This window comes from Rhizobium sp. 10N427, from assembly GCF_056394605.1.
Map to the genome: position 1 here is coordinate 14,189 of NZ_JBFTID010000007.1, position 26,612 is coordinate 40,800.

General features: G+C 61.7%; 29 protein-coding genes. 19 read left to right on the plus strand and 10 right to left on the minus strand.

Annotated features, from left to right (window positions below):
• Window positions 1–320: 320 nt before the first annotated feature.
• A complete protein-coding gene (locus AC1DIJ_RS16330) occupies window positions 321–1,577 on the minus strand; it encodes an MFS transporter (RefSeq protein ID WP_112387151.1) in 1,257 nt (418 codons plus the stop codon).
• A gap of 224 nt (window positions 1,578–1,801) precedes the next feature.
• On the opposite strand from AC1DIJ_RS16330, the gene AC1DIJ_RS16335 reads away from it, so the two are divergent.
• Together AC1DIJ_RS16335 and AC1DIJ_RS16340 are read left to right on the plus strand one after the other, a co-directional pair.
• Entirely contained in the window at window positions 1,802–2,155 is a 354-nt protein-coding gene (locus AC1DIJ_RS16335) for a DMT family protein (RefSeq protein WP_112387466.1), read from the plus strand.
• A 197-nt stretch (window positions 2,156–2,352) separates the two neighbouring features.
• The gene (locus AC1DIJ_RS16340; RefSeq protein ID WP_112387152.1) at window positions 2,353–2,817 is read left to right on the plus strand and encodes a phage regulatory CII family protein; all 465 of its coding nucleotides are present in this window, start codon (window positions 2,353–2,355) and stop codon (window positions 2,815–2,817) included.
• A gap of 1 nt (window position 2,818) precedes the next feature.
• Here the strand turns inward: AC1DIJ_RS16340 and AC1DIJ_RS16345 are convergent, their stop codons facing one another.
• Window positions 2,819–3,040, minus strand: a complete 222-nt coding sequence (locus tag AC1DIJ_RS16345; protein ID WP_112387153.1) for a hypothetical protein — start codon at window positions 3,038–3,040, stop codon at window positions 2,819–2,821.
• Window positions 3,041–3,233: 193 nt separating this feature from the next.
• Between AC1DIJ_RS16345 and AC1DIJ_RS16350 the strand changes: the two genes are divergently transcribed.
• From AC1DIJ_RS16350 to AC1DIJ_RS16360, 3 genes are all read left to right on the plus strand, one after another.
• Complete coding sequence (locus AC1DIJ_RS16350) at window positions 3,234–3,470, plus strand: hypothetical protein (protein WP_112387154.1); 237 nt, start codon at window positions 3,234–3,236, stop codon at window positions 3,468–3,470.
• Window positions 3,471–3,550: 80 nt separating this feature from the next.
• Complete coding sequence (locus AC1DIJ_RS16355) at window positions 3,551–5,062, plus strand: DUF1800 domain-containing protein (protein ID WP_112387155.1); 1,512 nt, start codon at window positions 3,551–3,553, stop codon at window positions 5,060–5,062.
• 11 nt (window positions 5,063–5,073) lie between these two features.
• The gene (locus AC1DIJ_RS16360) at window positions 5,074–6,246 is read left to right on the plus strand and encodes a DUF1501 domain-containing protein (RefSeq protein WP_112387156.1); all 1,173 of its coding nucleotides are present in this window, start codon (window positions 5,074–5,076) and stop codon (window positions 6,244–6,246) included.
• Window positions 6,247–6,257: 11 nt separating this feature from the next.
• Here the strand turns inward: AC1DIJ_RS16360 and AC1DIJ_RS16365 are convergent, their stop codons facing one another.
• Entirely contained in the window at window positions 6,258–6,644 is a 387-nt protein-coding gene (locus AC1DIJ_RS16365; protein ID WP_112387467.1) for an acyl-CoA thioesterase, read from the minus strand.
• Between the two features lie 569 nt (window positions 6,645–7,213).
• On the opposite strand from AC1DIJ_RS16365, the gene AC1DIJ_RS16370 reads away from it, so the two are divergent.
• From AC1DIJ_RS16370 to AC1DIJ_RS16390, 5 genes are all read left to right on the plus strand, one after another.
• Window positions 7,214–9,034: a methyl-accepting chemotaxis protein gene (locus AC1DIJ_RS16370; protein WP_112387468.1), complete on the plus strand. Its 1,821-nt coding sequence runs from the start codon at window positions 7,214–7,216 to the stop codon at window positions 9,032–9,034.
• Window positions 9,035–9,147: 113 nt separating this feature from the next.
• Complete coding sequence (locus AC1DIJ_RS16375) at window positions 9,148–10,449, plus strand: extensin-like domain-containing protein (RefSeq protein WP_477831478.1); 1,302 nt, start codon at window positions 9,148–9,150, stop codon at window positions 10,447–10,449.
• A gap of 65 nt (window positions 10,450–10,514) precedes the next feature.
• Complete coding sequence (locus AC1DIJ_RS16380) at window positions 10,515–10,763, plus strand: hypothetical protein (RefSeq protein ID WP_112387157.1); 249 nt, start codon at window positions 10,515–10,517, stop codon at window positions 10,761–10,763.
• A gap of 386 nt (window positions 10,764–11,149) precedes the next feature.
• Window positions 11,150–12,076: an ABC transporter ATP-binding protein gene (locus AC1DIJ_RS16385; protein WP_112387158.1), complete on the plus strand. Its 927-nt coding sequence runs from the start codon at window positions 11,150–11,152 to the stop codon at window positions 12,074–12,076.
• Complete coding sequence (locus AC1DIJ_RS16390) at window positions 12,073–12,834, plus strand: ABC transporter permease (protein ID WP_112387159.1); 762 nt, start codon at window positions 12,073–12,075, stop codon at window positions 12,832–12,834. The genes AC1DIJ_RS16385 and AC1DIJ_RS16390 overlap by 4 nt, the downstream gene beginning before the upstream one ends.
• A gap of 7 nt (window positions 12,835–12,841) precedes the next feature.
• Here the strand turns inward: AC1DIJ_RS16390 and AC1DIJ_RS16395 are convergent, their stop codons facing one another.
• Entirely contained in the window at window positions 12,842–13,456 is a 615-nt protein-coding gene (locus tag AC1DIJ_RS16395; RefSeq protein WP_112387160.1) for a TetR/AcrR family transcriptional regulator C-terminal domain-containing protein, read from the minus strand.
• A gap of 75 nt (window positions 13,457–13,531) precedes the next feature.
• Between AC1DIJ_RS16395 and tet the strand changes: the two genes are divergently transcribed.
• Entirely contained in the window at window positions 13,532–14,707 is a 1,176-nt protein-coding gene (tet, locus tag AC1DIJ_RS16400; protein ID WP_112387470.1) for a Tet(A)/Tet(B)/Tet(C) family tetracycline efflux MFS transporter, read from the plus strand.
• Between the two features lie 481 nt (window positions 14,708–15,188).
• Here the strand turns inward: tet and AC1DIJ_RS16405 are convergent, their stop codons facing one another.
• The 3 genes from AC1DIJ_RS16405 to AC1DIJ_RS16415 are packed head-to-tail and all read right to left on the minus strand — an operon-like array spanning window position 15,189 to window position 16,900.
• The gene (locus AC1DIJ_RS16405) at window positions 15,189–15,890 is read right to left on the minus strand and encodes a retropepsin-like aspartic protease family protein (RefSeq protein ID WP_112387161.1); all 702 of its coding nucleotides are present in this window, start codon (window positions 15,888–15,890) and stop codon (window positions 15,189–15,191) included.
• A complete protein-coding gene (locus AC1DIJ_RS16410) occupies window positions 15,887–16,099 on the minus strand; it encodes a DUF1289 domain-containing protein (protein ID WP_112387162.1) in 213 nt (70 codons plus the stop codon). Before AC1DIJ_RS16410 ends, AC1DIJ_RS16405 begins: the two co-directional genes overlap by 4 nt.
• 18 nt (window positions 16,100–16,117) lie before the next feature.
• A complete protein-coding gene (locus AC1DIJ_RS16415; RefSeq protein WP_112387163.1) occupies window positions 16,118–16,900 on the minus strand; it encodes an adenosylcobinamide-GDP ribazoletransferase in 783 nt (260 codons plus the stop codon).
• A gap of 157 nt (window positions 16,901–17,057) precedes the next feature.
• Here AC1DIJ_RS16415 and cobT point away from each other — a divergent pair, with 157 nt between their 5' ends.
• From cobT to AC1DIJ_RS16430, 3 genes are all read left to right on the plus strand, one after another.
• Window positions 17,058–18,074 (plus strand): nicotinate-nucleotide--dimethylbenzimidazole phosphoribosyltransferase, encoded by a 1,017-nt coding sequence (gene cobT, locus AC1DIJ_RS16420; RefSeq protein WP_112387164.1) that lies wholly within the window; start codon window positions 17,058–17,060, stop codon window positions 18,072–18,074.
• An 85-nt stretch (window positions 18,075–18,159) separates the two neighbouring features.
• Window positions 18,160–18,597, plus strand: a complete 438-nt coding sequence (locus AC1DIJ_RS16425) for a diacylglycerol kinase (protein WP_112387165.1) — start codon at window positions 18,160–18,162, stop codon at window positions 18,595–18,597.
• Between the two features lie 97 nt (window positions 18,598–18,694).
• Window positions 18,695–19,765 carry a hypothetical protein gene (locus AC1DIJ_RS16430; protein ID WP_112387166.1) on the plus strand — a complete coding sequence of 357 codons (1,071 nt, stop codon included), beginning with the start codon at window positions 18,695–18,697 and terminating at the stop codon, window positions 19,763–19,765.
• 2 nt (window positions 19,766–19,767) lie between these two features.
• On the opposite strand, the gene AC1DIJ_RS16435 is transcribed toward AC1DIJ_RS16430, so the two are convergent.
• Complete coding sequence (locus tag AC1DIJ_RS16435) at window positions 19,768–21,303, minus strand: sensor histidine kinase (protein WP_112387167.1); 1,536 nt, start codon at window positions 21,301–21,303, stop codon at window positions 19,768–19,770.
• A 105-nt stretch (window positions 21,304–21,408) separates the two neighbouring features.
• Here AC1DIJ_RS16435 and AC1DIJ_RS16440 point away from each other — a divergent pair, with 105 nt between their 5' ends.
• The 3 genes from AC1DIJ_RS16440 to AC1DIJ_RS16450 all read left to right on the plus strand — a co-directional run bounded on the left by AC1DIJ_RS16440 (window position 21,409) and on the right by AC1DIJ_RS16450 (window position 23,127).
• Complete coding sequence (locus tag AC1DIJ_RS16440; protein ID WP_112387168.1) at window positions 21,409–21,957, plus strand: thermonuclease family protein; 549 nt, start codon at window positions 21,409–21,411, stop codon at window positions 21,955–21,957.
• Window positions 21,948–22,571 (plus strand): uracil-DNA glycosylase family protein, encoded by a 624-nt coding sequence (locus AC1DIJ_RS16445; RefSeq protein ID WP_477831479.1) that lies wholly within the window; start codon window positions 21,948–21,950, stop codon window positions 22,569–22,571. The genes AC1DIJ_RS16440 and AC1DIJ_RS16445 overlap by 10 nt, the downstream gene beginning before the upstream one ends.
• 67 nt (window positions 22,572–22,638) lie before the next feature.
• Window positions 22,639–23,127 (plus strand): Lrp/AsnC family transcriptional regulator, encoded by a 489-nt coding sequence (locus AC1DIJ_RS16450; protein WP_112387170.1) that lies wholly within the window; start codon window positions 22,639–22,641, stop codon window positions 23,125–23,127.
• A gap of 1 nt (window position 23,128) precedes the next feature.
• Here AC1DIJ_RS16450 and AC1DIJ_RS16455 read toward each other — a convergent pair whose 3' ends face one another.
• Window positions 23,129–23,305: a hypothetical protein gene (locus AC1DIJ_RS16455; protein ID WP_162705950.1), complete on the minus strand. Its 177-nt coding sequence runs from the start codon at window positions 23,303–23,305 to the stop codon at window positions 23,129–23,131.
• Entirely contained in the window at window positions 23,302–24,171 is an 870-nt protein-coding gene (locus AC1DIJ_RS16460; protein WP_112387171.1) for an NAD(P)-dependent oxidoreductase, read from the minus strand. The genes AC1DIJ_RS16455 and AC1DIJ_RS16460 overlap by 4 nt, the downstream gene beginning before the upstream one ends.
• A gap of 262 nt (window positions 24,172–24,433) precedes the next feature.
• Here AC1DIJ_RS16460 and AC1DIJ_RS16465 point away from each other — a divergent pair, with 262 nt between their 5' ends.
• Both AC1DIJ_RS16465 and ssuD read left to right on the plus strand, forming a co-directional pair.
• Complete coding sequence (locus AC1DIJ_RS16465) at window positions 24,434–25,402, plus strand: aliphatic sulfonate ABC transporter substrate-binding protein (protein WP_112387172.1); 969 nt, start codon at window positions 24,434–24,436, stop codon at window positions 25,400–25,402.
• Between the two features lie 27 nt (window positions 25,403–25,429).
• Window positions 25,430–26,599 carry an FMNH2-dependent alkanesulfonate monooxygenase gene (gene ssuD, locus AC1DIJ_RS16470; RefSeq protein WP_112387173.1) on the plus strand — a complete coding sequence of 390 codons (1,170 nt, stop codon included), beginning with the start codon at window positions 25,430–25,432 and terminating at the stop codon, window positions 26,597–26,599.
• The last annotated feature ends 13 nt before the right edge of the window (window positions 26,600–26,612 follow it).

Consider the following 26,612-nt stretch of genomic DNA (forward strand, 5'->3'; position numbering starts at 1 on the left):
GTAGCTGCGGCGGACGCGAGCCGTCCGCCGCCGATTTTCGCCGATTGTAGTCTTTTCTTAACCAGCGTCTTCTAATCTTTCCTTGCGGTGGTCAGGTATTGCGTTCCACTGCGACTTTTTATGATCCGGTTTGCACGATGGCCGGTATCATGAAGGCGATAAATTTCGCCGTTACCTTTCCTAATGAATTCTTGCTGACCGCGGGCATAGCGATTTCTGCACCGTTTCCAATGCGGCGTACGAGACGAAGTCGGCGAGCTTATACATTACGAAGCCGGCGGGTCATTTGAGACGAATTGAATACAATCAGATATGGCAATCTAGAGGGCTGCGGTGGTAACCGCCGGCGCTGGTGTCCGGGTCTTCGGGCGCTCGGGCACGATCGCCCGCCGCCCATACCAGAACACCCCGATGGCTGCGATGGCTGCGGCGCCGTGGACCCAGTAGGCGAGCGCATAGCCGCCTTCCTTGGTCAGCCAGCCGGCAACGATATTGCTGAGGGATGCGCCGATACCCTGAACAGTCATGACGGCGGCGAGGCCGGCGTTGAAGCGTCCGGTGCCGGAGAGGATGCGCTCGGCGGCAAGCGGCGTGGCGATGCCGATCAGTCCGGCGCCGACGCCGTCGAGGAACTGCACCGGATAGATCGCTGCGAAATTGCCGAAGCTTCCGGCGATGGCGCCGCGGAGCGGCAGGGCACAGAGCGCTATGATGAAGACGAGCGCGAGGCCGAAGCGCCGGATCAGGAAAGGTGCGGCCAGCGCCATGGCGATCATCGACAGTTGAGAGACGCCGGTGACAATTGCCGTCGTGCGGAAGGGGGTGCCGAGCTGGATCGAAAAATCCTGGGCGATCAGGCGGCTCATCGGCGCATTGCCGAAATGGAAGATCAGCAGCGTTACAGCAAGGAGGATGAGGCCGCGCGAGCTGGCAATGATCGAATAGCCCGACGGGCCGGGCGTGCCGTCGTCATGGGCCAGACCGCGCGCGACGGCGTTGTCGATGCTGCGCGGATCGATCGCCAGCGTGGCGCCAATCGTGGCTACGGCCGTCGCAATCATTAGCCAGATGATGCCGTTGAGCCCGAAAAGCAGGGTGGCGAGATAGACCCCGGCCAGAGAGACGACATTGCCGGCATGGTTCCAGAATTCGTTGCGCGCCACCTGATCCGGAAAGGCCGCCTCGCCAACGAGACCAAGCGTCAGGCCCATCAGCGCTGGGCCGATCACCGCCCCGACAATCGCGGTTGCCGACTGGCCGCCGAAGACGGAGGCGTTTCCGGGGCTGGCCAGCGTCCAGAGTGCGGCGGCGGTGACCAAGACGACCGGGATGATGATCAGCAGCCGTTTGTGTGGCGAGGCATCGACCAAGGCGCCGAACATCGGTGTGGCGATCAGCCCAAGGATGCCGCCGAGCGTTGCGACAATGCCGAGCGTCATCGGCGACCAGCCATGCGTGGCGAGGAAGCCGTCGAGGAATGGCCCCAGTCCGTCGCGGGCGTCGGCAAGAAAGAAATTGAGCGTCGCCAGCGCGACCAGCGAGCGGCGGCTGAGGGCGGATTGTTGCGGCGATGGCATCTCTGCTCTTCCTTCAGGACGGTGGTGTCCTGAAGGTGGCTCCGCGGTTTGCGGGCCGCTTCCGGCGCTCGCCATGAACGGCGGCCCGGATCAAAAGTTCCGCGCCTGCGGCAGGGGCGCTTCGATTTTCTTCAAATGCGCCCAATGGGTTCCGCGGGGCTTGAAGAGCGTGAATTTCGGGATACATGCTGGCGCCAGCAGTCACGCCTTCCAAGGATTCTCATATGCCGTTTTCGCTGAGCCCCGCCGCCGTCTGGCCGGTCATCATGCTTTTTGCCTCCAACATCTTCATGACCTTTGCCTGGTACGGGCATCTGAAGCACAAGAGCAGCGCCATTTTCCTGGCCATTCTTGCCAGCTGGGGCATTGCCTTCTTCGAATATTGCCTCGCCGTTCCCGCCAACCGKATGGGCTCGGAAGTCTATTCGACGGCGCAACTGAAGACGATGCAGGAGGTGATCACGCTGATCGTTTTCGCCGGCTTCTCGATCTTCTGGCTCGGCGAAAACCTGACCTGGAACCATGCGATCGGCTTTGCGCTCATTGCGCTCGGCGCGTCCTTCATCTTCCGCGGATGAGGATGCGGCCGCCCGCGATGCGGCGTAAGCGGACGGGCGGCCTTCGCCGCGACCGGGGTGGTGATCGCAGCGCGCCGGTTGCCTAACCGGCCGCGCATGCGAGTTCCATCAAATCGGCGCCGTCTTTTCAACGGCACGTTGCCACTTGCCATTGTCTTCTGCTGCATGGACACTCTTACCCATAGAGGGAGTGGACCATGGCAGAGCGCGGCCGCGAGTTTGCAGATATCGCCTATACCGTCCTCGTCGTCGAGAAGAAGCCGGGTATCGAGGCGGTGGCCGCGGCGCTCGGCATGACCTATGCCGTCCTGCATTCGAGGCTGATCAACCGGACGTGCTTTTCGGCGGATGAGATCAATGCCCTGGTGCGGGTGGTACCGGATGTACGGCTCGTCAATTGCCTGCTGAAGGAAACGGGTTTCGTCGCCGCCGATCGTCCAGTGCCTGATGCCGCGGGCCACGATGGCCAGCCGGCCGAGACGGTCGGCCTTCAGCGCATCGCGACGCGGGTGGTTGTCGACGCAACCGGCATCCTGGAGCTTGTCGATGCTGCACTTGCCGGGGGCGGAATGGATCACAGACGGGAAGCGCTCGTCCGCAACGAGATCAGCGAGACTGAGCGGTCGCTTGCCACCCTGCGGCTGCGGATCGCCGAGGCGTGATTCAGCGGACGCGGCGGCGGAGCTTGTCCAGCCAGTCATCGCCCTCTGCCCGCAACGCCTCCATCTCGGCCGAAATGTCGCCGTGGCGCTGTTCCAGCAGGTTCTTGCGCGCCGGCGTGCCACCCTTGCGAAGCTTGGACTCGATGGCAAGAAGCTGGAGCTTGTAGAGGTTAAGCGTGCGCACGACGCGCATATATTCGCTGAGAGGATTGGGATCTGGCATCGACTGTCGGCTGGCTGGATCTGCGTTTCAAACGCGCAGCCCCTATCGCGCCGGACACAACCGCGACATCAAAACGAGCGGCGTTTTTCAACGGGGAGGTGGTGGCATCATGACGGCCGGTAACATCGAGTGACCGGCCGGCGGGGAACGGGTGGAGGCGTTCTGCGTTGGTTTCCAGAACCGGAGATCAATAATGCAGAAGAACAAACCACTCGTTGAAGTCGTCGTATCCACCGCCGAAGGCAAGGTACCGATGGGCATCATGAACACGGAGCAGGCGCTGGCTCTGCCCGATGATATCGATGCCAAGGTCTCGCATCCCGATCATAAAGCAGGCGAGACGGATGTGTATATTCCGATCGAGGAGCTGGAGCAGCATGCTGCTGCGTCTGTCGGTTCAACGGGCCGAAAACCCAATAATTACAAATAGTCCATGTCTGCAATCTGCCTGAATGCAGTCGCATTTGGTTGAGACCTTGTCACCATCAGGTGATGATGAGGTGATTGGCCATGAGCGTGTCATTTCAGACGATGGCGGCTATCCGTTTCGGTTACGGCTTCCGGCCCGGCGAGTCTGGGCCGCAGGATATCCAGGCGCTTCTCGGCCAGCTGAAGACCGGGGCGCAGAGCCCGCCGTCTTTTCCGGCCGGCGGCGCTGATGCATGCCGCCAGCGGCTGACGGCGCTGCAGGATCAGCTGAAAGCGATGCGTCAGGATGCCAACGCCGGCGGCGACGAGGGCGAGCGCCGCGACCGGCGCCGCGATCTGCAACGGCAAGTGCAGCGCGGGTTCCAGCGCGATGCCAATCAGCGACTGATGCAGCCGGTGCTTTCGGCCAACGGTTTTTACGAGCGGCTGGCGACGTTCTGGACCAACCATTTCTCGACCAGCGCCAACAAGAGCCTGCCGATGCGGATGATGGTGCCGCTCTACGAGGCCGAGGCGATCCGTCCGAATCTCGGCGGCTCGTTCCGCGATCTCTTGCGAGCGGCGACCGAGCATCCGGCGATGTTGATCTATCTCGATCAGGCACAGTCTCAGGGGCCGGATTCGCCCGGCGGGATACGGCAGAGGAAAGGCCTCAACGAAAATCTCGGGCGCGAACTGCTGGAGCTCCATACGCTCGGCGCAGGCAGCGGCTATACGCAGGCCGACGTGCGGGGCGCCGCCATGGTGCTGACTGGACTTACCGTGGATCGTGACGATGTGGATACCGTCTTTCGTCCGCGTCTTTCCGAGCCCGGGCAGCATAGCGTGCTTGGCATCTCCTACGGCGGTGAACGGCGAACGCGCAAGGACTATCTCGCGATGCTGGATGACCTCGCGGCGTATCCGAAGACGGCCGAGCACATCTGCCGCAAGCTTTGCGTCCATTTCATCTCCGATCAGCCGCCGTCCGAAATGATCTCGGCGATGGCGGATGTCTGGAAGCGCGCAGACGGCGATCTGACGGCTGTCTATGGCGCGATGCTCGACCATCCGGCCGCCTGGCGCGACGAGGGCTCGAAGGCGCGCCAGCCTTTCGATTTCGTGGTTGCCGGGCTGCGGGCGCTGAATGCCGGGAGCTTCATGGAAGCCAATCAGGATGATGACGGCGATGCCAATACTGCGATGGCCGCACCGCCTGCGGCGATGGCTGGCGGGGATGCGATGAAGAACGTGGCGCCTGCCGATCCCGCCGGTAAAGAGGCGGTCAAGCGGCGCAAGGCGTCTCAAACCGCCAGAGCTTTGGGGCAGGGTGCGTTACGCCGTATGGGCCAGCCGGTCTGGCTGCCGCCGAGCCCCGCAGGTTTCGACGAGACATTCGGCGCCTGGATCACCGCAAGCCAGCTTGCCGAGCGGCTCGCCTGGGCCCGGCGGGCTTCGGCGCAATTCGGCAAGGACGAGGATCCTCGCGACTTCCTCAAGGCAACGCTCGGGGATGCGGCGCGCGACGAGACAATCCAGGTCGTTTCGCAGGCGCCGAGCAAGATCAGCGGGTTGACGCTGGTTCTTGCCTCACCCGAATTCAACCGCCGATAAGGAGACCGGCCATGACAGAGTTTTTGCTTTCCCGCCGTGGTTTTCTGGCCTCCGCCTGCTGTCTCGCCGCTGCCCCGGTTTTCACGCCCGTCACCTTCGCCGCCATGCCGGGCGACAACAGGTTCGTCACCATCGTGCTGCGCGGCGCCATGGATGGCCTCGATCTGGTCCAGCCCTATGGCGAGGCCGGTTTTGCAACGCTGCGTCCGACACTGGCGCTGACGCCGGATAAGGGGCTCATCGATCTCGACGGTCATTTCGGCCTCAATCCGGCCGGCGCAGATCTTCTGCCATTGTGGAAGTCGAAGGAGCTGGCCTTCGTCCATGCGGTCTCGACGCCCTATCGCGACCAGCGCAGCCATTTCGACGGCCAGGATATGCTGGAATCGGGCGGCGAACATGTGGCCGAAGAAAAAAACGGCTGGCTCAACAGGGCGCTTGCCGTCATCCCGCGCTCGGATGCGCGCAAGGCGATCGACGTCAACACATCGACGGAGCTGATCCTTTCAGGTCCGAACAATGTCGATGTGTGGGCATCGGATTCCAATCTCAGCACCGCCAAGGATGAAATGCAGTTTCTGATGCGGCTCTATGCCGGGGACCCCGCCTTTGCCAAGGCGATGGAGGAGGCGACCCGGGCCAATGGCGCTGCGATGATTGCCGAACCCGATGGCAAGCGCGGCGAGAAGATCGCCGATGTCGCCGTACTTGCTGGCAACATGCTGAAGGGCGACTACCGGATCGCAAGCTTCTCGATCACCGGCTGGGATACGCATGTCGGGCAAGCCGCGCAGTTCAAGCGACCGGTTCAGGATCTGGCGGAAGCGATCAACACACTGAAAACCACGCTAGGCGCTGATATCTGGTCGAAGACGGTCGTCCTTGCGATGACCGAGTTCGGCCGCACCGTGCGGCAGAATGGCTCCGGCGGCACGGATCATGGAACGGGCGGTTGCGCGCTGCTTGCGGGCGGAGCCATCAATGGCGGACGTATCCTCGGTAAATGGCCGGGCATCGGCGATGCCCAATTGCTCGACGATCGCGATCTGATGCCGACGGCCGATGTTCGGGAGATCGCCGCGGCGATGCTCTACCGGCAGTTCGACGTTACTGCCGAAGACCTGACGGCGAAGATCTTTCCGGGGTTGAGTTTTGACAAGGGCTCGCAGTTCCTGCGAGCCTGATGAGAGCCAAGTCACTCGGCAGGGACAGGCATCGGCGCTCCGTTCTCGTCCAGCGCCACCATGATGAAGGTACCGGCGGTGACTTTCTCCATCTTGTTGTAGCGCGATCGGTGCGCCCAGGCCTCGACGCAGAGGGTGATCGAGGTGCGGCCGACGCGGTCGATGTTGGTATAGACGGAGAGAGTATCGCCGATCTTGACCGGCAGTTCGAAAGCCATTTCCTTGACGGCGGCGGTGACGACGCGGCCGCGGGCGCGCTCGGCGGCGCGGATGCCACTTGCCAAGTCCATCTGCGCCATGACCCAGCCGCCGAAAATATCCCCCGCCGGATTGGCGTCGCCGGGCATGGCGAGCGTGCGGAGGGTCAGTTCACCTTTCGGCTTCGGGCTGTCGTTCATCATCAAGTCCTTGTCATGTCACGGAGAGTGAAGATGGCAGGCTTGACGGCCGGATGGCAAGGGCAATGCGGCGGTTATGCAGGGAGGGATTTGTCAGAGACGGCCGAGCGTGAAGAAGAGTGCGGCCCAGAAGAGCGCCGAAAGCTCGGCGGCTACCAGAAAACCGATTGCGCGTTCCGTCATGGGAGCTCCCCCCTCGTGGTTAAAAGGGGCTCGCGACCCCAGACGCGAACCCCAATCCCTTCGTGTCCGCCAAGACGCGTTAGGATGGCGAGCGAAATACTCAAAATGGGGGAGGCGCGGTATCGTAAGATCTTGGGATCCCACGGCTGGAATAGTGCTCCGTGTGTCTCCGATGGCTGACTGGGCAATTTTTATTCTTGGTAGCCCGCAAAAAAATCGCTGAGCTTAAATATAATAGAATTCATATATTTATCTCTTGCGTGGCGGTTCAGGGAGGTTGTTTCCGTTACGTTATGTGAAGTCGAGCTAATAATGCTTCACTGGCCGGTAAGACATGCCCTGCAGAATTTGCGTTGATCATCAGTGCGTGAATGCGAGGGGACTTCGTGCGCAATACAAAGATTTCGACCCGTCTGTACGGGCTTGTCGGGCTTACACTGGCGATTTTCGTCGGCGTGATGGCGTTCTTCCTGAACTATTCCTACTCGGAGCTTGAGGCCGAGCGGAAAGCCGGTCTGGCCCAGATGGATGCGACGGCCATCAACATCATGAAGAAATACTACAAGATGGAGCAGGACGGCACGCTGACGCGCGAGCAGGCGCAGACTGCCGTCAAGGACGTCATCGCTTCCATGCGCTATGGCGACAGCGGCTACTTTTGGATCAACGACATGCACCCGACGATGGTGATGCATCCGATCAAGCCGGAGCTTAATGGCACCGACCTGTCGCAGAACAAGGATCCGAACGGCAAGTTCCTGTTTGTTGAGTTCGTCAATACGGTCAAGGCCCATGGCCAGGGCTTCGTCGATTACTACTGGCCCAAGCCGGGCGCCGAGCAGCCTGTTCTGAAATACTCGCATGTCGCCGGCTTCGAGCCCTGGGGCTGGGTTGTCGGCACCGGCGTCTATGGCGACGACCTTGCCGCGCTTTACCGCCAGAACGCACTCTGGGCCGCGCTGCTCTGTGGTGCGGGCGCTATCGTCACCCTGCTCATTGCCTATGCGATCGTTCGCAGTGTTACCGGTCCGGTTGCGCGGATCGGTGCTGCGATGCATGCCATTGCTGCCGACGACTCCACTGCCGCAGTGGTTGACAGCGAACGCCGTGACGAGATCGGCCACATGGCCAAGGCGCTGCTTGTCCTGCGGGACTCGATGATCGAGCGTAGCGAGATGCGATCACGCGAGGATTCCCGTCAGCGCGAGCTGGATGGTGAGCGCCGCAGCAGCGAGCAGCGGATGCGTAGCTCCGCCGAACGCCAGAACCACGCGATGATGACGCTTGGCCAGGGCCTCGAGCGTCTTGCCGCCGGTGATCTGACGGTCACGGTCGGCGATCTCGGCGAGGAATATGCCAAGCTGCGTTCGGATTTCAATGCGGCTGCCGGTGCGCTTAGCAGCGTCATCCAGGCGATTTCGGAATCGAGCCATATCGTCAACGACAGCGCCGCCAATATCAGCGAAGCGACCAACAATCTTTCGAAGCGCACCGAGCAGCAAGCGGCCGCTCTGGAAGAGACGGCAGCGGCGCTCGACGAGATCACGGCGACCGTCCGCACAGCCTCCGAGCGGGCGACGGAAGCGCGCGAGATGGTGTCCGAGACCAAGACCAGCGCCGGCAAGTCGGGCGAGATCGTCCGCAATGCCGTTGCGGCGATGAGCCGGATCGAGGATTCGTCCAGCCGTATCGGCCAGATCATCGGCGTCATCGACGAGATCGCCTTCCAGACCAACCTTCTGGCGCTCAATGCAGGCGTCGAGGCGGCGCGTGCGGGCGAGGCCGGCCGCGGCTTTGCCGTCGTTGCGCAGGAGGTCCGCGAGCTGGCGCAGCGCTCCGCAAACGCCGCCAAGGAGATCAAGACACTGATCAGCAACTCGGCTGCGGAAGTCGGCAACGGCGTTTCCCTTGTCCGCTCGACGGGCGATGCGCTGGTGGAAATCGAGGCGCTGGTCAACAAGGTCAATGACCACGTGAATTCGATCGCCACGGCGGCGCGCGAGCAGGCAACCGGGCTGCAGGAGATCAACACCTCGGTCAATCACATGGATCAGATGACGCAGCAGAACGCTGCGATGGTCGAGGAGACGACCGCAGCCAGCCAGACGCTGGCTGCCGAGAGCAACCAGCTGCGCACGCTGCTCTCCAACTTCCGCCTCGGCCAGAGCCAGCGGGCGGCGCCGCGCGCCTATAACCGGGCGGCCTGAGAGCATCCGGAAAAGGCGGGAAACCGCCTTTTCCACCAGGGGTAAGCTTTCCTTCACGAGTTTTATTTAAATTTGATTGGAATTCTTCAGGTTGCAAGCAGGGCTGCGGGGCGATGGAGGGTATTGTGTCTGTCTCTCTTCTGCGGCGTATCGTGCTGACCACGCTGGTTTCCACGGCGCTTACGACTTGTTCCATCAGTGACGGCCTCGTGCCGCCTGCCAATGTCGATCGCGGCACCAAAGTCAGCTCCATTTCTCCGCCAAGACAGTCCGCCATGCGCATGGCGCCGATGGAAACGGCGCAATCCTATCCCGCTTCGGCGCCCGTTTCGCGCGCCGGCGGATCGGTCGATTACCTCGATACGCCAAACCTTGCGGGCGAGGGACGTTCCGCCAGCGATGCCGCTCCGGCGCCCGGCGGCAAGCTGCCGATGATCGACAGTGACGAGGCGCTTGCCCAGCAACAGGTGCCGCGCTCTCAGAATGAGCCCGGCAACTGGGGTGGCACGCGCCAGCTTTCGGTTCCCGAGGGCGGCGTCAACATGGATTCCGAACTCGGCGCCGAACCGGTCGTCGGCCTTGCCCAGGAGCAACAGCAGCAGATCGCCGAAGGCGAGACGGCCGAGCCCGTGGTCGATGGCATCGGCACCGATGCGCCTGTTCAGACCAACCAGCGCCACATGCCGCGCCCGGCCGCACAGGCCGAGATGAACCAGGCCGCCGCCTGGAATGACGGCAGCGCAGTCGTTGCCCCGCAGCGCGTTCCCGAAGAGAACGAGAGCCAGGAAGTGGCGATGCTGAGGCCGAACGATCCTATGATGAGCACGCCGGCCATGCCCGCTGATCCGAGCGTGATGCCGGCCTCGGAGCTTTCCTGCCGCCGCGAACTGAAGCGCATGGGCGTGGTTTTCACTGACAAGCCGGCGATCTCCAATGGTCCTGCCTGCCAGGTGCCTTACCCGATCTCCTTGCAGGGGCTTTCCGGCAATATCGGCGTCCGGCCGGCYGTGACGCTGAACTGCCAGGTGACGCTCGCCTTCGCCAAATGGGTGAAGAACGAGCTCGCGCCGTCGGCACGCTTTCGCTACTGGTCGGGCATCAAGACGATCGAGCCGCTCGGCGGTTATTCCTGCCGGCGCATGAACAACAGCCGCCAGAAATACAATCCGATGTCGGAGCATGCGCATGGCAATGCGATCGATGTCGGCAAGTTCGTGCTGAAGAACGGTCACGAGATCGATATCCGCAAGAAGGGGCTGTTCTCCTTCCGTGAGGGCCGTCTGCTCAAGGCGGTGCGCAGCGACAGCTGCAAGTATTTCAACACCGTGCTTGGCCCCGGCAGCAACCCCGAACACTGGAATCACTTCCACTTCGATCTGAGAGACCGCAAAAGCGGCCGGGTCTATTGCAGCTAGCGTGCCTTCTTGGCGCATGCCGGGGAATCTGATCTGACGGGCACTCCTGGAAGAGGAGAGCAGAGATGGCAGACCGCAGGCGCCCGAATTTCGTCATGCTTTTTCTTGTGGTGGTGATTGCCGCAGCCGCCGTTTTCGGCGGGCGCTGGTATGTCTATGTCGCCTATGCGAGCGACCCCTTCGACGAGGTCGGCATCGGTCTAAACACGATGATGCCGGGACCCATCCGCGAGATCGGCTGCGGCATGCTGAAGAGCCGTTTCGAAGGCAAGACGCTGCCGCCCTTCGGCTGCGGCCTCAACGGACAGTGGTGAGCGCTCAAAAAGAAAGCCGGCGAAACGCCGGCTCAGACTGACCGGTCTTCAGGGGAAATCGACCGGGTTCTAAAAGTGTTCGTGCTTACGGCGGCATTTCTCTACAAATAGAGGCAGCGGAAATATGGGCGTAACGAGCGCCCGTTGACGGTTCCGCAAAGGGATGGGCGGCGGGGCGGAAACCGTTGCTTGCCTCTGTGGCGGTTATCCTCCGCGAAGATCACCGGTTGATGACAAGGGCGATGGAAAGACGATTTTCCGCTGGCCGCTTTTCTTCGCGCCACTATGGCTTGCCCGCTGAATAGTGTGTTCACGGGGTACGGGATGTCAAAGTGTCACAAAGGGGCTATATAGCGGCCCAGTAAGAGGAAACATCCAAAAGCCGCATGACACCCATCATTTCGATCCGCAATCTCACCAAGCATTATGCCAATGGATTTGAAGCGCTGAAGGGCATCGATCTCGATGTCGAGAAGGGCGAAATCCTGGCGCTGCTCGGCCCCAATGGCGCAGGCAAGACGACGATGATCTCGATCGTCTGCGGCATCGTCAATCCGAGCGGCGGCGAGGTGCTCGTCGGCGGCAACGACGTGGTCAAGAATTTCCGCGCGACGCGGACGATGATCGGCCTTGTGCCGCAGGAGCTGACGACCGACCAGTTCGAGACCGTCTGGAACACGGTGAGCTTCTCACGCGGCTTGCACGGCAAGAAGCCGAATCCGGCGCATATCGAGAAGGTGCTGCGCGACCTGTCTCTCTGGGACAAGAAGGACAACACGCTGCGGCAGCTTTCCGGCGGCATGAAGCGGCGCGTGCTGATCGCCAAGGCGCTGAGCCACGAGCCGGAAATCCTCTTCCTCGACGAGCCGACGGCCGGTGTCGATGTGACGCTGCGCAAGGACATGTGGCGCGTCGTCGAGCAGCTGCGCGCCTCGGGCGTCACGATCATTCTGACGACCCACTATATCGAAGAGGCCGAAGAGATCGCCGATCGTGTCGGCGTCATCAACGGTGGCAAGCTGCTGCTCGTCGAAGACAAGGCGGCGCTGATGGCCAAGCTCGGCCGCAAGCAGCTGATCCTCGAACTCACCGAGCCGCTTGAAAAGCTGCCGGAGCATTTTGCCGGAAACGGCCTGTCGCTGGAACAGGGCGGCGCGCGGCTGGTCTACAATTTCGATGCGCATAACGAGCAGGAAAGCATCGCGGCGCTTCTGACCCGGCTTTCGGCAGACAACATCCATTTCAAGGATCTCTCGACGCGGCAAAGCTCGCTCGAGGATATCTTCGTGGCACTCGTGGGAGGCGCCAAATGAATATCGAAGCCGTCAAATCCATCTACTTCTTCGAGATGGCGCGCACGCGCCGCACGCTGCTGCAGAGCGTCGTCTCGCCTGTCATCTCGACCTCGCTCTATTTCATCGTCTTCGGCGCCGCCGTCGGTTCGCGCATCCAGACGGTAGAAGGTGTCTCCTACGGCGCTTTCATAACGCCCGGCCTGATCATGCTGACGCTGCTCGGCCAGTGCATCAGCAACGGTTCCTTCGGCATCTACTTTCCGAAATTCACCGGGACGATCTACGAGGTGCTGTCGGCGCCTGTTGCGATGACGGAAATCCTGCTCGGTTATGTCGGGGCGGCGGCCACCAAGGGATTGCTGATCGGGCTGATCATCCTGCTGACGGCCAATGCCTTCGTCGAAGTGAGGATCGAGCATCCCTTCATGATGATGCTGTTCTTCCTGCTGACGGCGATCACCTTCAGCCTGTTCGGCTTCATGATCGGTATCTGGGCCGGCAATTTCGAGCAGTTGAACCTGATCCCGATGCTGGTGGTCCCGCCGCTAACCTTTCTCGGCGGCAGCTTCTATTCGATCAACATGCTGCCGCCCTTCTGGCAGGCGGTCAGCCATTTCAATCCGGTGCTCTATCTTGTCAGCGGTTTCCGCTGGAGCTTCTACGGGATCGCCGACGTCAATCCGCTGATCAGCCTCGGGATGATCACGCTGTTCCTGGCGATCTGCCTTGGCACACTCGGCTGGATGTTCAGGACCGGTTACCGGCTGAGAAACTGACGCCGGATCAAGCCTGTCGCTTTGCCAGGCGCATCGCCGCGGCCTCGATCATCAGGGTGACACCGGCCTCGAAAAACATCCCAGGGCCGCTGTCGCGGTAGTGCAGAACGGCGCGGCTCGTCAGCGGATAATTGACGGCTGCCTCGTCAAGCTGCTTCGTGTTGGGCTGCGGCTCCGCCTGCTCTTCGATCACGCAGCCGAGCGTATAGCGCCCGAGGGCGACGAGAAGCTCCATCGCGGTCTCCGGCGTCATCCCGGCATCCACGAGCAGGCCGATCTGAGTCTCGACCTTTGCAAGATCCTGCGGGTCGGCCTCCGTTCCTGCATGCACGCGCCCGCCATCACGATAGGCAAGCAGCGCGTTGCGAAAGCTGCGGCAGTTGGCGAGCAGATAGGCGCTCCACACGTCTCCGGGTTTTGGTGCCGCATGCGTATGCCCGCGTCTCAGAATCTCGGCATTCATCGCGTCGATCAGCGCGCGCTTTCCCTTGAAATGCCAGTAAAGTGCTGGCTGGCGGATGCCGAGGCGCTCGGCCAGCGCGCGGGTGGAGAGCGCGTCCAATCCCGCTTCGTTCAAAAGCAGAAGCGCCTCATCGACGATACGCTGGCGGTCGATCTTCATCTCGTTGGCAATCCTGGTTGCGTTTTCACCTTATCAGCGATAAGTAACTTATCACTGATAAATTTGGTGAACGATATGAAGAAAGCGCTCAGCGTCGTCTATGCCACCGTGGTTCTGGACGCGGCGGGGATCGGCCTGACTTTGCCGATTTTTCCGCGTCTTCTGCGCGATGTCGGCCATACGGACAATCTCGGATGGCGTTTCGGCGCCTTTCTGGCGCTTTATGCGCTGATGCAATTTCTGTTTTCGCCCGTGTTGGGGTCGCTGTCCGACCGGTTCGGACGCAAGCCCGTTCTGCTCGTCTCGCTTGCGGGTGCTGCGATCGACTACGTGTTTATGGCCTTGGCTCCGGCACTCTGGATGCTGTTTCTCGGCCGTGCGATTGCCGGCCTTACCGGCGCGAGCAATGCCGTTGCGGCGGCCTGCATCACGGATGTAACCGAAGAACATGAGCGAGCCCGCCGTTTTGCACAGCTGAGTGCCTGCTTCGGTGTCGGCTTCATTGCCGGGCCCGCGATCGGCGGGATCCTTGGCGAATATTCCGTTCGCCTGCCGTTCATTGCCGCCGCGGTGCTGAACGCTCTGAACTTTGCCGTGGCGATTTTCCTGCTGCCGGAAACCCGCAAGCGCGGCGAGGGAGAGGAGGGGCAACCGCTGTCGCCCTTCACGCATTTCAAATGGTTGTTCAGTTTCAAGCCGCTGCTGACGCTGATGGCGGCTTATTTCCTGCTGGCTTTCATCGGGGAAGTCGGCGGCACCGTGTGGGTTCTCTATGGCCAGGACAAGTTTTCCTGGTCGGCGATGATGGTCGGCATTTCGCTGGCCGCCTTCGGATTCTTCCATGCGGTGGTACAGGCTTTCGTGGCCGGACCGGTCAGCGAACGCTGGGGAGAGCGGCGCGCAGTGCTGATTGGCGTCATCGCCGACAGTATCGCCTATGTGACGATCGCGTTTCTGAGCGAGGGGTGGATGGTGTTTTTCCTGATGCCGTTGTTTTGCCTGGGCGGCATCGGCGCGCCGGCGCTGCAATCGCTCGTCACGGCGAATGTCGATGCGGAGGCGCAGGGAAGGGTCCAGGGCCTTTTGGCAAGCATGGTCAGCCTCGCCTCGATCGCCGGGCCGCTGGCGATCAGCACCATCTATTTCGCCTCACGGGACGTCTTTCCGGGACTTGTCTGGGTGCTTGGTGCTGCCGTTTATCTGGGGCTTCTGCCGCTGATTTTCAGTCGCCGCCCTGCTGTCCCGTCATGAGCCATTTTGCAATGCATGGCTGTGCAATGTCTGATGCTGGCAGGGAATATTTCACCTATGGTGGCGTAAATCGCGATAGAGGTGTGGAAATCGCCCCATGTCACGCCTTCGTCACGCGACAAGCTTATCGATAGTGTGCTTAATAAGCCCTGCGAAGCGAGGGGATCGCTAGCGTTTCCGTTCCTGGCCCGCCACCTGGTGGGCTTCGATATTCTACCGCCATTAGAATACGGACGCCGATTATGATCAGACTTCACATTTTATTCGCCGTCGCGTTCATGGTTGCGATGTGTTCGCTGGCATTTGCTGTCAGCTACAATCATTCGAAGACAAGCGACAGCCACACCAACGGAAGCTCAGGCTTCCTCTGGCTCTCGGCTTCCAGTTGAGCTGAGGGCCTGCGCCTTCGTTTCTCTTTGGCGCTGCCGCTGAGATTGAAAGCAGCACGAAACCAACCCGTTACAGTGCAAATAGCAAGCCCTTAATCCCGCAGGCGCAGTTCGTCTGTCTGCATCTGCATCGAGCCCAGCGTTTCCAGGAAGCTCATGCCGAGCAGGCTCTGGTCGAGCTTGCCGTCTTCGGCGACGCTGGCGGCGACGCCGGTGCGGACGATCGGGCCGATGGCGACGCGGTCGAGAGTCACGGGGGCAGCGCGGGTGCGGCCGTTGGCGGTCATGACGGTCATCGAGTAGTCGAGGTTTTCGGGGATGATGCCGATGCGTTCGGCGTCGGCATGCGAGAGCGCGACCATGCTGGCGCCTGTGTCGACCAGCATCTGGATGGTCTGGCCGTTGACCGAGACGTCGGCCTCGAAATGGCCGTTCAGCAGCTTGTGCAGGATGATCTCGCTGCCGCCTTCGCTGGTGGTGACGACGACGGCGCGGCCGGGTACGAGCCCGGCCAATAGCCGGTTGCCGACGCCAAGCAGATCCTGTCGGTAGAGATAGACGGTGGCGAGCGCCAGGATGATGACAAGCCAGATCATCAAGTTGCGCATCGTTTCGCCGATATTGCGGCGGCTCGCCCAGATGCCGGCCGAGAGCATCAGCGCGATCGGCAGAAGATAGACCATGCGCCCGAAATCGTCGGTCTCCATGCCCATGATGCGATCGTTGCCGTTGTTGAACACGAGGATGGCGAGGCCGATGCCGAGGATCAGCAGGAAGATCGTCAGACGGCTCATGCAGGCCGCCCCGTATCGATGCTTTGCCGGCTACTCTCCGCGTGCGCCGCGCCTTCGAAGAGCCTGGCGGGCAGAATCGCCATCAGGCTGGCGCGTTCGGCATCGGAATAGCGCATCCACGCGCCGATTTCCTCGATCGTGCGGCCGCAACCCGTGCAAAAACCGGTTGCAGGATCGATGGCGCATACATGGATGCAGGGTGTTTGCATGAAGGATATATCGTTGTTTCACAAGGCCATGGCAAGGGCGCAGAGCGCGGCGATCTCGGAAATCTGTTCGGCGGCGCCGAGCGTGTCGCCGGTATGGCCGCCGAGTTTTCGGCGGATATAGAGGGTCACTGCGAGGACCGAGATTCCGGAGGCCAGCAGGCTGCAGACAAGCGGCAGCAGACCGAGTGCCGGCCAGATGATGAAGGCGGCGAGCAGGCATCCCGAGACCAGCGCCATATGCATCGCACCTTCGCCGGGCTTGCCAGCGGAGGCGGCAACACCGTCCGTCTTCGCCGGCGGCAGGCGATGCCAGTGCCAGACGAGCGCGGCGCGGCCGAGGCAGGCGGCGGCCGGGATGGCGAGCGCGGCCTCGAAGGCCGATGCTTCGCGGGCGATGGCGGCGAGTGCGGCAGCGCGGAGCGCGATCGAGAGGATCAGCGCAATGGCGCCGTAGCTGCCGATGCGGCTATCCTTCATGATGACGAGCGCATGGTCGCGGTCACGTCCGCCGCCGACGCCGTCGGCGGCATCCGCCAGGCCATCCTCGTGCAGCGCGCCGGTGACGACGGTGAGCGCTGCGATCGCCACCAGCGCCGACATCAGCCGGTCGGCGCGCAGGCCCAGCATCATCAGGAAAATCGCAGCAGGAATAATGCCGATCAGCAGGCCGGCCAGCGGGAAGGCGCGGGCGGTCCGGGCGAGCTTGCCGTCGTCGTCTGCAAAGACGAAAGCAGGCATGGGAATACGGCTCAGGAACGCGACGGCGCGGGCGGTATCGATCGCATAGGCCTTGATGATTATGTCCCCACTTCATGCATGGAAGCTGCGGCGCTTTTGGAGTTGTTCGCCTCTGCCGCTGGCTTTAAGAGAGTCGCGACGAAAGAAGCCGATTTGCTGCGAAAAGACAAGTTGGCCCCGGATCGCCGGGAAAGAGCAAGAAGACAAGGAATCCCCATCCATGAGCGTTTCAGGCCTGCCGTTCGACGATTTCCGCGCGCTGCTGCGCGAGCTGCCGGGACCGGATGCCAGGGCGCTGGTCGCAGCGCGTGAACGCGACGCGCAGCTGACAAAGCCGCCGGGCGCTCTCGGTCGCCTGGAAGAAATCGCCTTCTGGCTGGCGGCATGGACGGGCAGGGCACCTGCCGTCAACCGGCCGCTGGTGGCGATCTTTGCCGGTAACCACGGCGTTGCCCGTCAGGGGATTACGCCGTTCCCGCCATCCGTCACGCAGCAGATGGTCGAGAACTTTGCCGCTGGCGGTGCTGCGATCAACCAGATCTGCGTCGCTTACGATCTCGGCCTCAAGGTGTTCGACCTGGCGCTCGATTACCCGACCGGTGACATCACCCAGGAAGCAGCTCTCTCCGAGCGCGACTGTGCCGCCACCATGGCCTTCGGCATGGAGGCGATTGCCGGCGGTACGGACCTCCTCTGCATCGGCGAGATGGGTATCGGCAACACGACGATTGCGGCAGCGATCAACTACGCCCTTTACGGCGGTTCGGCACGCGACTGGGTCGGTCCCGGTACGGGTTCGGAAGGCGAGATGCTGGAGCGCAAGGTGGCGGCCGTCGAGCGCGCCGTCGAGCTGCACCGCGATCATCTCGACGATCCGCTGGAGATCATGCGCCGTCTCGGCGGCCGCGAAATCGCCGCGATGGCCGGCGCGATCCTGGCGGCCCGTGTCGAGAAGATCCCCGTCCTGATCGACGGCTATGTGGCGACGGCTGCCGGTGCTATCCTGCAGGCGGCCAATCCCTCGGCGCTCGACCACTGCCTGATCGGCCATGTCTCTGGCGAGCCCGGCCATCTCCGGGCCATCGAGATGCTCGGCAAGACGCCGCTTCTGGCGCTTGGCATGCGGCTCGGCGAGGGCACGGGTGCTGCTCTGGCGGCCGGTATCGTCAAGGCGGCTGCCGCCTGCCATTCCGGCATGGCGACCTTCGCGCAGGCAGGTGTCACCAACAAGCATTGATTGGGCGCCTCGCGTTCAGCTTTGTGACAGGTTGATGACGGACGCTTGCGGCGCGGACCGGGAAACGGTATTCGCATTTTCACTGATGGACGGCGCAGGACGCCGTCCCCGACCGCAAGACGAGGACGCCTTGGAAAAACCTGCCGTTCGAAAGCTGACCGGTGTCAGCCACTTCTTTGCCGCTGCGAGCTATTCCTGGGCGGGATTTCAGCGCCTGATCAAGGAATCTGCTTTCCGGCAGGAACTGCTGTTCGGCGCCGTTTCGCTGATCCTGCTGATCGCTGTCGGCGCCACGCTTTCCGAGCTGGTGATCGCGGTGATCCTGCTGCTGGCACTGTTTGCCGTCGAGGCACTCAACACGGCGATCGAAGAGGTCATCGACCGCATTTCGCCTGAAATCTCGATGGTCGGCAAGCATGCCAAGGACCTCGGCTCCTTCGCCGTGCTCTGCATGCTCGGCGCCTGCGGGCTCTACCTGCTGTTGACCGTCGGCAAGCATCTGATCGCCATCGTCTTCGGATGATATTCAGACCGACCCCTAAATATTAAGGTTGTGTAAATAATAATTGTACGTTTAGGTTGTTTTCGTTTTGCGCGACAGGTGCACACGGGGGCGACGATTGGCACATCTTCAGGCGAATGCGGTTCACCAGGTTGAAGGCGGCGAGAAGGCCAGAGACCTTGGCTATATGGGGCTGGCCGCGCTTGGCCTGACCTTTCTCTTCTTATGGCTGTCGCAACAGGGCGGCGTCTCGTCGGCGATCGGCATCGGCGGGCTTATCGTTGCTGCCTCCGCCGCCGTCGGCGGTGTCATGGGATTTCTGTTTTCCGTGCCGCGTATCATGACGAAAGAGGCACCTGCCGTTCCAACTGCGGATGTGAAGGCCGGCGCGGAAGGCTTGAAGTCGCCGCGGCGCGAGAGGCTGCTGGCGTCGAATACCAACCTGGAGCGAATTTCGGAATGGCTGACAACGATGCTGGTCGGCGTCGGGCTGACGCAGGTGGCGAGTCTGCCCTCGCATCTGAATTCATTTGCCGATTTTATCGACAAGCAGGCCAGTGGCCTCTTCGCCGGAGCCAATGCGCCGCTACTCAATGCTGTCACCGTCTCGTCGCCTTTCCTGCTTGTCTTCGGGCTGATCGCCGGCTTCATCTTCTTTTACCTCTACACGAGGATCTATCTGTCGCCGCTGTTCCAACAGGTGGAAATCCTGCTGGATAAGGATCCCGGTGAGCAGAAGCTCGGCGAGCAGACGACAAAGCAGATCGTCGATAGCGTGCCTGTCGAGGATCGAGACGCCTTCCTATCCTACCTGACGAGCAGTGACCGTCTGTCCGTCAATCAGGGGATCGAGATCATTTTCGACCTGCTTTACCAGCCCGGCGGCTATGAACAGGCGATCGCGATCGGCACCAAGCTTGCGAGCACACCGGCCTCGAAGATCGCCCAGTTCTGGTTCTTGATGGCCGCGGCCTACGGGCAGAAGCATCGCGCACTGCGCGTCGGCGAGGCTGCTCCGGAAGAGTTGGCGAAGACGAAGAAGGCGGTGCTGAGTGCGGCAAAGCAGGCGATCCTGCTCGACCCATCCTACAAGGAAAATCTGAGAAATCTGACGCGGCTGGATAGTATCGACAACGACCTGGGAGACTTCCGCGATGATCCCGCGTTCCTGGCGTTACTCGCGGGCTGACCTTAGGCGAAGCTCTTGCGCTTACGGGAGACTGCGTGCGCTTCCTCGACGGCAGGAAGGCTCTGCAGGACGCGCTTGCCGGGCAGGATGGCAATGACTTCGGTGCCTTCGCGGAGTTTCGATTTCAGCACAAACTGGCCGTCGTGCTTGGCGAGGATCGCCTGGACGATCGGCAGGCCGAGGCCGGTGCCCTGTTCTGCGCTCTTGATGGCGATCGAGCCCTGACCGAAGGCAGAAAGCACGATCGGGATTTCCTCTTCGGGAATGCCGGGGCCGTTGTCCTTGATCGAGATATATTGGCCGCCACCCGCCGTCCAGCCGACCTTGACGTGGATCTCGCCGCCCTGGGGCGTGAATTTCACGGCGTTAGAAAGAAGGTTGAGAACCACCTGGCGCATCGATTTCTCGTCGGCCCAGACAGAGGGAAGCTCTGGCTCGAACTGCTGGCTGATGGTGATGTTCTTGCCGCTGGCGCGCAGCTGCACCATGCCGATGCAATCTTCGGAAATATCGAGCAGCGAGATCGCCTCTTCGCTGAGCTCGTATTTTCCGGCCTCGATGCGGGAGAGGTCGAGGATCTCGTTGATCAGGTTCAGCAGATGTTGGCCGGAGCGGTGGATGTCGCCGGTATATTCCTTGTAGGTGGGGTTGTTGAGCGGGCCCATCACCTCCGACGACATGACTTCGGAAAAGCCGAGGATGGCGTTCAGCGGCGTGCGCAGCTCATGCGACATCGAGGCGAGGAAGCGGGACTTGGCAAGGTTCGCTTCCTCGGCGCGGCGGCGCGCTTCGTCCGACATCGACTTGGCAACTTCGAGCTCGGCAATCAGGTCGTCTTTTTCCGACTGGAAGGAGAGGATGCGCAGATTCTGCTTGAACAGACGGTCGCTGATATAGCTGAAGAAGATAACGGTGGTGGTGAAGAGTGCCGTGAGGCTGAGTTCGAGGACGTCGCGGGAAATCCCGGCCTTGGTGGCGAGCGCTATGATCGCAGGCGTAAAGGTGACGAGCACCGATGGCGCCAGCATGAAATTCGACATTGCCGTCACCGACAAGGCGATCAGCAGCGTCGCACCCTTGTAGAGAATGAAGCTGGAGGGTTCGCAGGCAGGGCAGCTCTGGAAGGCGAAAAAGGCCCAGGCAAGTCCGATCGGCAACTGGCCGGCGAGCAGCGCGCGGCGCCATTTCCGGGCGGATTCTGCCGTCATTTCCTGTTTGCGGGCGCGGCGGACGAGATAGACGTTGGCGGCATAGGCGACCAGCGTTGCGACCGCCCAGAAGAAGATCTGTGTGTCGCCGGTGAAATAGATGCCGAGAGCGGCGATGATGATTACGAAGAGCGGCATCAGGGCGGCACCCTGCGTGAAGGCCGTCATATACATGCGCAGGACGTCGCGGTCGAAAGCTGCGGTCGAGGAATGGCCGGACTGCAAGCGCTCGCGTGTCTGCCGAACAGCCTTGGAAACGGGCTTGTTGCGGTGACTGCGGGACTTGTCGACGATAATCTTATCGGTCGATGTGCTGACGCCGTTACTCATTTGCACTTGAATACTTGATCCGCGGGTGTTTCCACCGTAACCGGCAAATCTTAAGAAGGTGTTTGCCATTTCTCTCAAGGATTTGTTTTTGAAGGAGGCGGAAGCGTGACGCGCGGCTTCAGGACGATACGCGACGGCGTGACTGCCTTTGCCATGCTGGCGCTGATCTGGCTGATCGCGGCCAAGCTCAACGATCAGCCGGAAACGGTGCATAGCGGCGCGTTTCATGCGGCAGATGGCGATAGTCTGGCGATCGGCGGCGAACGCATGCGGCTGAAAGGCATCGATGCGCCGGAGCTCGTGCAAAGCTGCGAGCGGAACGGCAGGCCGTGGGCATGCGGCAGGGAGGCCCGGGATGCGCTGCAGCGGCTGGTCGCCGGCACTGACACGCAATGCGGCGGGACCGAGCGCGACCAATATCAACGGTTGTTGGTGATCTGCCGGAGCGGCACCATCGACATCAATCGCGAGATGGTTCGAACCGGCATGGCGGTTTCCTATGGCGATTACCGGCGGCAGGAGGACGAGGCCCGCGCCAGACGCTCGGGTCTCTGGGCAGGGACATTCGAGCGGCCGCGGGACTTTCGCGATGACGAGAGACTGCATTCCGGCGGCATCGTCAGGATGATCGGGCAGGCGGTCGGATGGGAATGACGATCGAGACGTTGCAGGGCGAGATTGCTGCCTGCCGCATCTGCCGGGATGCGCCGCTTGATCCGTCGAAACCTCTGCCGCACGAGCCGCGTCCTGTTGTCATCCTGTCGCAAACCGCGCGCGTGCTGATTGCGGGGCAGGCGCCTGGCCTTCGCGTCCATGAAAGCGGCATTCCGTTCAACGATGCCTCGGGCGATCGCCTGCGCGACTGGCTGCAGGTCGGCCGCGAGGCCTTCTACGATGCAAGCCGTTTTGCGATCGTGCCGATGGGCTTATGTTTCCCGGGATATGACGAGAAGGGTAGCGATCTGCCGCCGCGGCGCGAATGTGCGCCTCAATGGCGAAAGCAGGTGATGGATCTGATGCCTCAGATCGAACTGATCCTGACGGTCGGGCAATATGCGCAGAACTGGCATATGGGCGGTGCGGCCAAGGGCAATATGACCGACACGGTCAAGGCGTGGCGCGAGACGCTGTTTTCGAACCGGTCACCCGCGGTCTTGCCGCTGCCGCATCCGAGCTGGCGCAACAGCGGCTGGCTGAAGCGCAATCCATGGTTCGAGGAAGAGTTGCTTCCAGTTCTTCGCAGTAGAATTAAACTGCTTACAAACTGAAACAAAATTCTTTTCCTGCGCCGGAATCGCGATATACAGAGAATATAATTCGAAAGGGCTTTCGCATATGGACCGTCTCGACCGTAAGATACTGCGCCTGCTGCAAGAAGATTCGACCCTGGCGGTCGCTGATCTCGCCAAGAAGGTCGGCCTTTCGACAACGCCTTGCTGGCGCCGTATCCAGAAGATGGAAGAAGATGGCGTCATCAAGCGCCGTGTTGCCATCCTCGACCCCGAGAAGGTCAACACAAAGGTCACGGTTTTCGTCTCGATCCGCACGGCGACGCATTCGATCGAATGGCTGAAGCGCTTTTCCGAGGTCGTGGTGGAATTCCCCGAGGTGGTCGAGTTCTACCGGATGAGCGGCGATGTCGATTATCTGCTGCGTGTCGTGGTGCCTGACATTGCCGCCTACGACGCCTTCTACAAGCGGATGATCGCCAAGATCGAAATCCGCGACGTCTCCTCGGCCTTCGCGATGGAACAGATCAAGTATTCGACGCAGCTGCCGCTCGACTACATGCTGCTCGACAGCGCCAAGTCCAACGAGGACTGAGTTATTTCAGGCGGGCGATGACAGCATCGCTCGTCAGCTCGCGCTTTGCATCCTTGCCGATCGATCTCGCCGTCTTGCCGGAATTATCCGAAGGGCGGCGAGCCAGTTTTAGCGCCTGCGCGCGGCAGGTCCGGCGCAGCGTGATCAACTCCGCTGCGCCGGAAGAGGCCCCGATCATTTTTCCAGGCGGGAGAGCAGCGAGGACGTATCCCAGCGATTGCCGCCTATGGCCTGAACGTCGCCATAGAACTGGTCGACCAGCGCGGTGACGGGCAGCTTGGCGCCGTTGCGGCGGGCCTCGGTCAGCACGATGTCGAGATCCTTGCGCATCCAGTCGATGGCGAAGCCGAAATCGTATTTGCCCTGGTTCATCGTCTTGTGGCGGTTTTCCATCTGCCAGGAGCCCGCAGCACCCTTGGAGATGACATCGACAACCTTCTCGATGTCGAGGCCGGCGCGCTTGCCGAAATGGATGCCTTCGGCGAGACCCTGAACGACGCCGGCGATGCAGATCTGGTTGATCATCTTCGTCAACTGGCCGGAACCGGCTGGTCCCATCAGGCCGACCATGCGGGCATAGGCATCGATGACGGGCTTGGCCTTTTCGAAAACGGCTTCGTCGCCGCCGCACATGACGGTGAGCACGCCGTTTTCGGCGCCGGCCTGGCCGCCGGAAACCGGGGCGTCGATGAAGTCGCAGCCTTTGGCCTTGGCAGCTTCATCGAGTTCGCGGGCGACTTCGGCGCTGGCTGTCGTGTTGTCGATCAGGATCGCACCCTTCTTCATGCCTTCGAAAACGCCGCCCTTGCCCGTGGTCACCGAGCGAAGATCGTCGTCGTTGCCGACGCAGGTGAAGACGAAATCGGCACCGGCGACAGCTTCGGCCGGGGTTGGTGCGGAGGCGCCACCGAACTTGGCGACCCAATCGGCGGCCTTGGCGGCAGTACGGTTATAGACCGTGACGTCGTGGCCGCCTTTCGTTTTCAGATGACCCGCCATCGGGAAACCCATGACGCCGAGACCGATGAAAGCGACTTTTGCCATATGCCAGATCCTTTTCGTGATGTGGGGGCATGCTTAGCGGAAACCGCCGTTGCTGAAAAGTCATCACGGGCAAGCGCGGTACGGCCCGCTGCCGGCTGCCGGGGAATAAAATTCTGCGGGACCGCCGGTTTGAGGTGAGGAAAGTTTCCGTTGGGACAAAACTCACAAATATAAATGTCGATCTAATTTATAGAGTTTCTCATTATCAGCCATCACAACGCGCAGGCACGCCGTCTGCACTGCCGCCGAAAAGGGGAAAGCCATGATCTCACGCCGTCAGACCCTCGGTCTCCTTGGTGCGGCCGCCGCTGTAGCCGTGCTTCCGTCCATCAAGCCGGCGCGTGCCGCAGCAGCAACGGAGTTTCGCATCGGCTGGCAGAAGAATGGCGTGCTGGCGCTCGCCAAGCGCCGCGGGGCGCTGGAAGCGCGGCTTGCCGACAAGGGGATCACTGTCAGCTGGTCGGAATTCACGTCCGGACCGCCGTTGCTGGAGGCGCTTGGCGCCGGTGCCCTGGATTTCGGCGCCACCGGTGACGTTCCGCCGCTGTTTGCCCAGGCAGCCGGTGGCCATCTCTATTATGTCGGCACCTATCGCGGCAGCCCGGCCGGTTCCGCGATCCTGGTGCACAAGGATTCACCGATCCGGACGCTTGAGGATCTGAAGGGCAAGAAGCTCGCCTTCAAGCGCGGATCGAGCGCTCATAACGTCGCCGTCAAGGCGCTGCGCAAGGGCGGACTCAAGGTCGAGGACGTGCAGGCGCTGGATCTATCGCCGCCGGACGCGGCCGCCGCCTTCAAGAATGGCAGCATCGACGCCTGGTCGATCTGGGATCCCTATCTGGCGATCGCGGAGGCCGATCCGGATACGCGGATACTGACGACGGCTGAAGGCCTCGTCGATTCCTACAGCTTCTTCCTGGCGAACCAGGATTTCACCGACAACAACGGCCAGGTGATCGTCGATGTCATCGACGAACTCGCCAAGGTCGGCAAGTCGGCGCAGGGCAAGCTCGACGAGACGGCCAAGGAGCTTTCCGAGATCACCGGAGTGCCTGCCGAGGTGACCCGGGTGACGCTCAGCCGTCCCGGCGCCGATCTCGGTGCAGTGACGACGATCACCGATGGCGCGGCTGCCTATCAGCAGGCATTGGCCGACGAGTTCTACGAGCTGGGCATCGTGCCGAAGAAATTGACGACGGGCGACATCGTCTGGCGCCCGAAGGCCAGCTGATCCGTTTTTTGAAGAGAGGTAAATTTCATGACTTCCAAACCAATCGATTTTCTCTGGTTCATCCCGACCTCAGGTGACGGCGCCTATCTCGGTTCGTCCGACCAGACGCGCGCGCCTGAAATCGGCTACATGACGCAGATCGCCCAGGCGGCCGACCGTCTTGGCTTTTCCGGTGTACTGCTGCCGACGGGCGTTGCCTGCGAGGAATCTTTCGTCACGGCGGCGGCTCTTTCGCAGCATACCGAGAAGCTGAAATTCCTGGTGGCGATCCGTCCCGGAACGGCGTCGCCGGCCTACTACGCGCGTCTGGCGACGACGCTTGACCGGGTATCTAACGGCCGCGTTCTCCTGAACATCGTCGTTGGCGGCAGCCCGGCAGAATTGGCGGGTGACGGCATCTTTCTGCCGCATGACGAGCGTTATGACCATGCCAACGAATTCTTCGACGTTTGGGAAGAGCTTCTCGAAAAGGGCGTGGCGAGCATCGACGGCAAGCATATCAAGGCGACCAATGCGCGCCTCGGCTTCCCATCCTACCAGAACCCGCGCCCGCCGCTCTATTTCGGCGGCTCCTCCGATGCCGGCATCGATTTTGCGGTCGGCCGCGTCGATAAATATCTGACCTGGGGCGAACCGCCGGCACAAGTTGGCGAGAAGATCGAGCGCGTGCGTGCGGCTGCGGCGAAGGTGGGCCGCGAAGTCAGCTTCGGTATCCGCCTGCATTTCATCGTCCGTGAGACGGACGAGGAGGCATGGGCCGCTGCCGACCGGCTGATTTCCAAGCTCGACGATGCGACGATCGAGGAAGCGCAGGCGCGCTTCGCAAAGGAATCCGACTCCGTCGGCCAAGCTCGCATGGCAGCGCTTCATAACGGCCGCCGTGACAATCTGGAGGTTTCTCCGAACCTCTGGGCCGGTGTCGGCTTGGTGCGCGCCGGTGCCGGAACGGCGCTCGTCGGCTCGCCGAAGACGGTTGCCGCGCGGCTTCGCGAATATCAGGAGCTCGGCATCGAGACGGTGATCGGCTCCGGTTATCCGCATCTCGAAGAAGCCTACCGTGTCGCCGAGCTGCTGTTCCCCGAACTCGGCCTTGGCCAGAGCGAGCAGCGTCACGGTCTCCGCAACGATTTCGGCTCGAAGCAGGTCTTCGGCGGCGGCAGCCATGGCGGCAACCTGAAGGTCGTGTCGGGCTCCTAAGACAGTTAAGCGA

Bases quoted from the DNA above. Each gene is read 5' to 3' on its own strand.
- AC1DIJ_RS16435 (WP_112387167.1), bottom strand. From the start codon at position 21,303: ATGAGTAACGGCGTCAGCACATCGACCGATAAGATTATCGTCGACAAG.
- cobT (WP_112387164.1), top strand. From the start codon at position 17,058: ATGAGCGTTTCAGGCCTGCCGTTCGACGATTTCCGCGCGCTGCTGCGC.
- AC1DIJ_RS16425 (WP_112387165.1), top strand. From the start codon at position 18,160: ATGGACGGCGCAGGACGCCGTCCCCGACCGCAAGACGAGGACGCCTTG.
- tet (WP_112387470.1), top strand. From the start codon at position 13,532: ATGAAGAAAGCGCTCAGCGTCGTCTATGCCACCGTGGTTCTGGACGCG.
- AC1DIJ_RS16410 (WP_112387162.1), bottom strand. From the start codon at position 16,099: ATGCAAACACCCTGCATCCATGTATGCGCCATCGATCCTGCAACCGGT.
- AC1DIJ_RS16460 (WP_112387171.1), bottom strand. From the start codon at position 24,171: ATGGCAAAAGTCGCTTTCATCGGTCTCGGCGTCATGGGTTTCCCGATG.
- AC1DIJ_RS16360 (WP_112387156.1), top strand. From the start codon at position 5,074: ATGACAGAGTTTTTGCTTTCCCGCCGTGGTTTTCTGGCCTCCGCCTGC.
- AC1DIJ_RS16450 (WP_112387170.1), top strand. From the start codon at position 22,639: ATGGACCGTCTCGACCGTAAGATACTGCGCCTGCTGCAAGAAGATTCG.
- AC1DIJ_RS16365 (WP_112387467.1), bottom strand. From the start codon at position 6,644: ATGAACGACAGCCCGAAGCCGAAAGGTGAACTGACCCTCCGCACGCTC.
- AC1DIJ_RS16330 (WP_112387151.1), bottom strand. From the start codon at position 1,577: ATGCCATCGCCGCAACAATCCGCCCTCAGCCGCCGCTCGCTGGTCGCG.
- AC1DIJ_RS16465 (WP_112387172.1), top strand. From the start codon at position 24,434: ATGATCTCACGCCGTCAGACCCTCGGTCTCCTTGGTGCGGCCGCCGCT.
- AC1DIJ_RS16350 (WP_112387154.1), top strand. From the start codon at position 3,234: ATGCAGAAGAACAAACCACTCGTTGAAGTCGTCGTATCCACCGCCGAA.
- AC1DIJ_RS16390 (WP_112387159.1), top strand. From the start codon at position 12,073: ATGAATATCGAAGCCGTCAAATCCATCTACTTCTTCGAGATGGCGCGC.
- AC1DIJ_RS16385 (WP_112387158.1), top strand. From the start codon at position 11,150: ATGACACCCATCATTTCGATCCGCAATCTCACCAAGCATTATGCCAAT.
- AC1DIJ_RS16405 (WP_112387161.1), bottom strand. From the start codon at position 15,890: ATGAGCCGTCTGACGATCTTCCTGCTGATCCTCGGCATCGGCCTCGCC.
- ssuD (WP_112387173.1), top strand. From the start codon at position 25,430: ATGACTTCCAAACCAATCGATTTTCTCTGGTTCATCCCGACCTCAGGT.
- AC1DIJ_RS16380 (WP_112387157.1), top strand. From the start codon at position 10,515: ATGGCAGACCGCAGGCGCCCGAATTTCGTCATGCTTTTTCTTGTGGTG.
- AC1DIJ_RS16340 (WP_112387152.1), top strand. From the start codon at position 2,353: ATGGCAGAGCGCGGCCGCGAGTTTGCAGATATCGCCTATACCGTCCTC.
- AC1DIJ_RS16345 (WP_112387153.1), bottom strand. From the start codon at position 3,040: ATGCCAGATCCCAATCCTCTCAGCGAATATATGCGCGTCGTGCGCACG.
- AC1DIJ_RS16355 (WP_112387155.1), top strand. From the start codon at position 3,551: ATGAGCGTGTCATTTCAGACGATGGCGGCTATCCGTTTCGGTTACGGC.
- AC1DIJ_RS16445 (WP_477831479.1), top strand. From the start codon at position 21,948: ATGGGAATGACGATCGAGACGTTGCAGGGCGAGATTGCTGCCTGCCGC.
- AC1DIJ_RS16455 (WP_162705950.1), bottom strand. From the start codon at position 23,305: ATGATCGGGGCCTCTTCCGGCGCAGCGGAGTTGATCACGCTGCGCCGG.
- AC1DIJ_RS16395 (WP_112387160.1), bottom strand. From the start codon at position 13,456: ATGAAGATCGACCGCCAGCGTATCGTCGATGAGGCGCTTCTGCTTTTG.